Source organism: Streptomyces sp. NPDC055078 (assembly GCF_053607985.1).
The window spans coordinates 1-6149 of the sequence record NZ_JBSGUP010000498.1 but is presented as its reverse complement, the minus strand read 5'-3'; the positions used below and the strand labels follow the sequence as shown (position 1 = coordinate 6149).

The window sequence follows — 6149 nt, the reverse complement described above, 5'->3', positions numbered from 1 at the left end:
CCTTGAGGTCCAGCGGCTCGCGCCGACTCGGGCCTGCCCGGGACGGGCCTCAGGTCCAGACCGTCGCGATGAAGATGTTCACCACCGTCAGAGCACCGACCGCGCCGAACGCCGCCTTCTCCACCCGCTCCTCGTCCCGCTTGACATACACCAGCCCCAGGATCACCACCAGCACCGCCAGCTTGATACCGATCTTCAGGTTGTTCACCGGCTCGTCGTCCGCCTGGTTCAGGCCGACCAGCGCCACCCCGGTGATCAGCATCGTCAGCGCGCCGTGCAGCATCGCCGGGCTGAAACGGGCCGTGCCCGCGCTCATCGCCTTCATCTGAGTGAGAAAACCGCCCAGCAGGGACGCGATACCGATGATGTGCAGGGCCAGGAACACATTGATGAGTACGTCCATGCGGCGGAGCCTAGCCCTCCCCATATCACCCCACTCAGGGCAGGTAAGCCTGATTCGCCGCATCGATCGCGGTGGTACGGAGTAGGGGCCGCACACCGCCCGCTCCGTCCAGCGAGATGTCCAGTTTCAGGAAGATTCGGACAGATTCAGACAGGTTCGGGCTCTTCCTCTCCCCACCGTGACCTCCGGTTTAGCGTCCTGCGCAGGTGGCCCCGGCCGCCAGGTGGCCGCCCCCCGTTGGCCCCCGCGACACGGAAGGACGTGGACGCCCTCGTGGCCGCTCACCGCAAGCGCCGGAAGTTCCGGCCGTACCCCTTCACCGGGACCGGAACCGCCGCACGGACCGCCACCACCCTGGCGCTGGCGGGGGCGGCGACCGCCACCGCGTTCCACGGCACCGGGCACGCCGAGCCCGCGCTGACGCCCGCGCAGCTGAAGGCCAAGGTCGACAAGCTGTACCAGGAGGCCGAGGCCGCCACCGAGCGGTACAACGGGGCCAGGGAACGCACCGCCGCGGCCCGCGATTCCGTGGCACGGCTGCGCGACGAGGCCGCCCGCCGGACGGAGCGGCTCAACGCCACCCGTAACGCGCTCGGTTCCATCGCCACCGCCCAGTACCGCGCCGGAGGCATCGACCCCGGGCTGCGGCTCGCCCTCACCTCCGACCCCGACGCGTATCTGGAGCAGGCGGCGCTCGCCGAACGCGTCGGCGAGCGGCAGGCCACGGCGGTCGCCTCGGTACGCGGGGAACTGGCCGAGATCGACCGGGTCAGGACACTGGCCGCGCGCCGGACGGCCGACCTCAAGGCTCACCAGACCGAGCTGGTCCGCCACCGGACCACCGTCCGGCAGAAGCTGACCGCCGCCGAACGGCTGCTCGCCGAGCTGACCGCCGGGCAGCGCTCCTCGTACAACGCCGGTGAGGGCGGCCAAACCCCTCCCGGGCGGGTCCGGGCCCCCAGCGCCCGCGCCGCTCAGGCCGTCGCGCACGCCTACGGGGCGCTCGGCAAGCCGTACGTCTGGGGGGCGACCGGCCCCGGCGCATACGACTGCTCCGGGCTGACCCAGGCCGCTTGGCGGGCGGCGGGGGTCTCGCTGCCCCGGACGACGTACCGGCAGATCGACGCCGGGCGGAGCGTCCCCCGGTCCGAACTCGCACCGGGTGATCTGGTGTTCTTCTACTCCGGTGTCAGCCATGTCGGGCTCTACATCGGGGGCGGGAAGATGATCCACGCGCCCCGTCCGGGTGCGGCCGTCCGGATCGCGCCCATCGACGAGATGCCCTACGCGGGCGCCACCCGCCCGACCTGACCTCCGCCCCGGCCCTCAGGGCTGCCTTGCGCGCCCCCGCGCCCCCGCGCCCGGCCTTGCGCGCCCCTGCGCGCCCCTGCGCCGCCTGGCAAGAAGTCGGCCGGGCCCGTCTTGCCGGGAACCCTTGCCGCCTTACGGAACCCGGCCCGTCTCCCCCGTCAGCCGCCCCGCATCCCGCGCATCTCCCGGGTCAGCCAGGCGAAGGCGTACGGCAGCTCCCGCTCCCACACCCGGGTGAGATGTCCGCCGGTCGTCCGGCGCACTTCGACCACCGTCGGGGGTTCGGCTTCCCGCAGCAGGGCGAGGCCGGGCAGATAACCGTCCTGGCCCTCGCCCGTCGCGAGCAGTGAGACCCGTGGCGGGCTCTTCGCGGACCGCAGGATGTGGAGTACGTCGTTCTCCCGGCGCAGGGCGGGGTCCGCGCCGGTGAGCGAGTCGTTCTCGGCGGCCGGGTCGTTGTAGCCGGACAGGCTGACGGCGGCGGAGAAGCGGTCGGGGTGGGCGAGAGCGAGTTTGGCGGCGCCGTGCCCGCCCGCCGAGTAGCCCGCGACGGCCCAGCCGGCGGGATCGAGGGAGGCCCGGAAGTTGTCGGCGACCATCTTGCGGACATCGACGGTCAGCCAGCTGTCCGCGTTGACCGTGCCGGGGATGTTGGCGTATCCGGCGTCCTTCGCGCCGAGCAGCATCGTGCGAGGGGCGACCAGGATGTACGGGGCGACCTCGCCGGACTCGATCAGCGGCCGGATCCGGGAGTGGACCTTAAGGGTGCGGAACCAGTTCCTGGCGGAGCCGGGGAAGCCGGGGAGCAGTTCCACGACGGGGAACGTCCTGTTCCGGTGCGCGGGGTCGTCGTACTGGGGCGGCAGCCACACATAGACCTCCCCTTCCACACCCGAGATCCCGCCCCGGAGATGGGTGCGCAGCACACCGTCGCCCATGTCCTGCCCCTGGACCGGATGGAAGGTCCGGCGCACCGCCGGCAGCGAAGCGATCTCCCGGCCGCCCGTACCGTCGGGCCCGAGGTCGGGGGCGTCGCCCGCGTGGTTCGACGTGCCGAGCAGGTCGTCCCAGCTGTCGTACAGCCCGTTGGCGTCATTGACCGCGACGAACACCACGGCGATGGCTGTGACCTGGGCGAACAGCACCATGCCGAGCCGGTACGCGCTCTGGAGGAGGGCCGGCCCGCGCAGCCGGGTCCACAGCGTCAGGGGCAGCAGGACGGCGACCACGACCAGCACGATCGTGATCGCGAAGAAGGTGTTCCCCGTCAGATTCATCGACGGAGACTAATCCAGGGGTGGCCGGATGGCGTGATTCACACTCCGGAAACGGCTGAGACCGAATGAGACGGCCAAAGGGGCCCTGGGGACCGGGAGCCCGAAGGGGCGAGCCATGGACAGAAGGAATGGGCGGGCCGGGAAACGACCCACCCATTCCCTGATCATCTGTGAACAACGGTGCGCAAGGCACCCGGATCAATCAGCCAGTACCCGGGGCTGTGCGCGATGAGCCGCGAACGTCAGGTCCGCGCATCCGGATCCGCCGCGGAAACGCGGAAACAGCGAAACCGGAGAAAGGGGGAATCCCGGACTCGGTGCGCCATTGCACTTCGAGCCCTTGCGCTTCGAGCCATTGCGCTTCGAGCCATTGCGCTTTGTTTGAGCCATGAATCTTTGAAAGGTGGATCCTTGAAAGATCGATCTTCGAGCGGTCACGCGAGGGCTTGCTCTGCCGCGTACGCGACGAACGCGCTCCAGGCGCGGGGGGCGAGCCCCAGCTCCGGACCGTGGATATCCTTGGAGTCGCGCACATGGACCGTACGGGGGTGGGCGGCGACTTCGACGCACTGCCCGGCGCCGCTGTTGCTGTAGCTGGACTTGCACCAGGCGTATGCGACATCGACGCACGCGCCACCCTTGGAGTTGCTGTAGCTGGACTTGAACCACACCAGCTTGCCGCTCATGACTCCTCCGCCAACCTTGGTGAAATAGGGGCCGACTGTTCAGGCGTGAATGCCCGCGTCGATCCTTTCATGGCGGCGGAACGGAACACTCACCCGGTCCTGATCCCTCTTGAATAACCCTGTGGCCTGCCCTTTTTCAGAACGCGCCAAATTCTGGCAATTTTTCGGCCGCGCAATCCAAAAGTCGATGTCACCCCGGGCAGGGTCCCGTCATCGCACCCGGGCACGGGCCCGCCACCACACTGGGCACGGGTCCGCCATCACACCAGCCGCCGGGCGGTCGCCCACCTCGTCAGCTCATGGCGGTTGGAGAGCTGGAGCTTGCGCAGCACCGCCGAGACATGCGACTCGACGGTCTTCACCGAGATGAACAGCTGCTTCGCGATCTCCTTGTACGCATACCCCCGCGCGATCAGCCGCAGCACCTCGCGCTCGCGCTGGGTGAGCCGGTCGAGATCCTCGTCCACCGGAGGGGCGTCCGTCGAGGCGAACGCGTCCAGCACAAAACCGGCCAGGCGCGGCGAGAAGACCGCGTCACCGTCCTGGACCCGGAAGATCGAGTCCACCAGATCGGTCCCGGTGATCGTCTTGGTGACATAGCCGCGCGCACCACCGCGGATCACCCCGATCACGTCCTCCGCGGCATCCGAGACGGACAGCGCCAGGAACCGGACGGGGTCCTCCGGCGCGGCCGACAGGGAGGCGCAGCGCCGCAGCACCTCGACCCCGCCGCCGCCCGGCAGATGGACATCCAGCAGCACGACCTCGGGGCGGGTGGCCGTGATGACGGTGACGGCCTGGTCGACATCGGCCGCCTCACCGACCACCTCCACGCCCGTACGCTCGGTCTGGCCGATCTCCGCCTGTACGCCGGTACGGAACATCCGGTGGTCGTCGACGAGCACGACCCGCACCCGCCGCTCGGCACCGCTCTCTGACTCGGTCGTCATTCGTCCGCCGCCCTCTCCATCTCCAGCTCCACTTCCGTGCCCCCGCCCGGTGCCGGGCGGAGCCGGGCCGACCCGCCGTTGCGCTGCATCCGGCCGATGATCGATTCTCTGACGCCCATTCTGTCGGCGGGCACGGCGTCCGGGTCGAATCCCGGCCCCCGGTCCCGCACCGACACATAGACGCTGCGCCCGTCGACCTCGGCGAAGACCTGGACCGCACCGCCCTGGCCACCGTACTTGGCCGCGTTCACCATGGCTTCCCTCGCGGCCTGCATCTGTGCGGTCAGCCGGTCGTCGAGCGGGCAGTCCCCGACCACCACGACCTCCAGCGGGACCCCGTGCTTGTCCTCGACCTCGGCGGCCGCCTTCTTCACCGCCTCCGCGAGCGTGTCGGGCTCGTCGTCCTCCTCCTTGCCGGTGCCTTCCGGTTTGTACAGCCAATTCCGCAGCTCACGCTCCTGGGCGCGGGCGAGACGGCGAACCTCGCCGCCGTCGTCGGCGTTCCGCTGTATCAGGGTGAGGGTGTGCAGGACGGAGTCATGGACATGGGCGGCGACCTCGGCGCGCTCCTGGGCACGAATACGCATCGTGCGCTCCTCGGAGAGGTCCTGCGTCATCCGCACCAGCCAGGGGCCCGCGAGCAGACCGACACCGGCGATGACGGCCAGGGCGGCGGTCAGCACATTGCCGAGCTGGGCGGCCGAGCCGCGCACCACCATGAACACGGTCAGGCCCATACCGACCAGGGCGACCCCGGCGAGCGCCCGGCCGAGCTGGAAGAGCCTGCGGCGGCGGCCGACCTCGGTCCAGCGGGCCCGGCGGGCATTGTCCACCTGCCGCCACACCAGCACCACACCCGCGCCGATCAGCAGCGTCGGCCAGATATAGCGATTGGCCCTGCTCCCGGTGTCGATACTGCTGATGAAGATCGCTATGCCGATGAGGAGCGCGACCATCGCGAACAGCTGGCCCTTGTCCGGCTTGCGCAGCTTGCGTCTGCCGTCGTCCATGACCTCGAAGACCGAGCGGGGCTCGGCCGTCCGGCCGCCGACGCCGAGCGGGACGACGACCCAGAAGACCGCGTAGAGCAGGACGCCGAGGCCGTCGGCGAGGAAGAGACCGAAGAAGATCAGCCGGACCCAGACGACCGGCAGTCCGAGATGGCCCGCGAGGCCGCGGGCCACACCACCGAGGAGACGGCCGTCCGCGCTGCGGTAGAGCTTGCGCAGCGGGACGTCCTCGGGCGCTGGAGCGCGCGAGGGGGTCGCGGGTCGGGGCGTGGCGACGGGCATGACTCGATCGTCACACGGGAGTGCGGACGGCGGTATCAGGGTCGACCCGGAAACCGACCCCTATCCCCGACCCTGGGACCGCCCCCTATGCCCGGCCCCGGTGGACCGGCCGGGGATCAGGGGTGGATATCAGGGACGGGCCAGGGTCGGCTCGGATGTCATCCGGGCCGGGAGACCGTCACCATGGAGACATGACTCAGCCGACCACTCCGCGCCAGGCGGGACCGGGC

General features: G+C 70.2%; 6 protein-coding genes. 1 reads left to right on the top strand and 5 read right to left on the bottom strand.

The genetic code is table 11. The annotated features are described in order from the left end of the window. Window positions 1-49: 49 nt before the first annotated feature. Window positions 50-403: a hypothetical protein gene (locus ACWF94_RS30345; RefSeq protein ID WP_453495551.1), complete on the bottom strand. Its 354-nt coding sequence runs from the start codon at window positions 401-403 to the stop codon at window positions 50-52. A gap of 273 nt (window positions 404-676) precedes the next feature. Here ACWF94_RS30345 and ACWF94_RS30340 point away from each other — a divergent pair, with 273 nt between their 5' ends. Continuing rightward, complete coding sequence (locus tag ACWF94_RS30340) at window positions 677-1714, top strand: NlpC/P60 family protein (protein ID WP_453495554.1); 1038 nt, start codon at window positions 677-679, stop codon at window positions 1712-1714. 158 nt (window positions 1715-1872) lie between these two features. Here ACWF94_RS30340 and ACWF94_RS30335 read toward each other — a convergent pair whose 3' ends face one another. From ACWF94_RS30335 to ACWF94_RS30320, 4 genes are all read right to left on the bottom strand, one after another. Next, window positions 1873-2991 carry an alpha/beta hydrolase gene (locus ACWF94_RS30335; protein WP_453495548.1) on the bottom strand — a complete coding sequence of 373 codons (1119 nt, stop codon included), beginning with the start codon at window positions 2989-2991 and terminating at the stop codon, window positions 1873-1875. A gap of 434 nt (window positions 2992-3425) precedes the next feature. Next, complete coding sequence (locus ACWF94_RS30330; RefSeq protein WP_453495546.1) at window positions 3426-3677, bottom strand: DUF397 domain-containing protein; 252 nt, start codon at window positions 3675-3677, stop codon at window positions 3426-3428. A 260-nt stretch (window positions 3678-3937) separates the two neighbouring features. Further along, window positions 3938-4627 (bottom strand): LuxR C-terminal-related transcriptional regulator, encoded by a 690-nt coding sequence (locus ACWF94_RS30325; protein WP_453495543.1) that lies wholly within the window; start codon window positions 4625-4627, stop codon window positions 3938-3940. After that, entirely contained in the window at window positions 4624-5919 is a 1296-nt protein-coding gene (locus ACWF94_RS30320) for a PspC domain-containing protein (protein WP_453495540.1), read from the bottom strand. Before ACWF94_RS30320 ends, ACWF94_RS30325 begins: the two co-directional genes overlap by 4 nt. Window positions 5920-6149 lie beyond the last annotated feature (230 nt).

Excerpts from the sequence above, each read along its gene's own strand:
- ACWF94_RS30345 (WP_453495551.1), bottom strand. The coding sequence starts at position 403 with ATGGACGTACTCATCAATGTGTTCCTGGCCCTGCACATCATCGGTATC.
- ACWF94_RS30335 (WP_453495548.1), bottom strand. The coding sequence starts at position 2,991 with ATGAATCTGACGGGGAACACCTTCTTCGCGATCACGATCGTGCTGGTC.
- ACWF94_RS30330 (WP_453495546.1), bottom strand. The coding sequence starts at position 3,677 with ATGAGCGGCAAGCTGGTGTGGTTCAAGTCCAGCTACAGCAACTCCAAG.
- ACWF94_RS30325 (WP_453495543.1), bottom strand. The coding sequence starts at position 4,627 with ATGACGACCGAGTCAGAGAGCGGTGCCGAGCGGCGGGTGCGGGTCGTG.
- ACWF94_RS30320 (WP_453495540.1), bottom strand. The coding sequence starts at position 5,919 with ATGCCCGTCGCCACGCCCCGACCCGCGACCCCCTCGCGCGCTCCAGCG.